General features: G+C 44.4%; 1 protein-coding gene. It reads left to right on the forward strand.

Translation table 11 applies throughout. The features are described 5' to 3' along the window. Positions 1–734 (forward strand): alanine--tRNA ligase-related protein (locus D8863_RS10555; RefSeq protein WP_260469802.1); only part of this gene is annotated, 734 nt, incomplete at both ends.

The following is a 734-nucleotide window of genomic DNA, read 5'->3' on the forward strand; positions in this document are numbered from 1 at the left end:
ACTATATATGACCTACTATCCAGATGATAAAGATTCTTACAACCGCTGGATTGAAGTAGGAGTGGATCCAAGTCACTTGATCCCAATCGAAGATAACTTCTGGGAAATCGGTGCTGGACCTTCTGGACCAGATACAGAGATCTTCTTTGACCGTGGAAAAGCCTTTGACCCAGAAAATATCGGTATTCGCCTTCTTGCAGAAGATATCGAAAATGACCGTTATATCGAAATCTGGAATATTGTTTTGTCACAATTTAACGCGGATCCAGCTGTTCCTCGTAGCGAATACAAGGAATTGCCACACAAGAACATTGATACGGGCGCTGGTTTGGAGCGTTTGGTGGCAGTTATCCAAGGGGCGAAGACAAACTTTGAAACAGACCTCTTCATGCCGATTATCCGTGAAGTTGAGAAATTGTCAGGTAAGGTCTACGACCAAGATGGCGACAACATGAGTTTTAAGGTCATTGCGGACCATATTCGTTCTTTGTCATTTGCCATCGGTGATGGTGCCCTTCCTGGAAATGAAGGCCGTGGTTATGTCCTTCGTCGTCTCCTCCGTCGCGCTTCTATGCACGGTCAAAAATTGGGCATCAACGAGCCTTTCCTTTACAAACTCGTTCCAACTGTTGGAAAAATCATGGAAAGCTACTACCCAGAAGTGCTTGAAAAACGTGACTTTATCGAAAAAATCATCAAGAGCGAGGAAGAGTCATTTGCTCGAACCCTTCACT

It is taken from the genome of Streptococcus oralis (assembly GCF_003943825.1).
GTDB lineage: Bacteria > Bacillota > Bacilli > Lactobacillales > Streptococcaceae > Streptococcus > Streptococcus oralis_CD.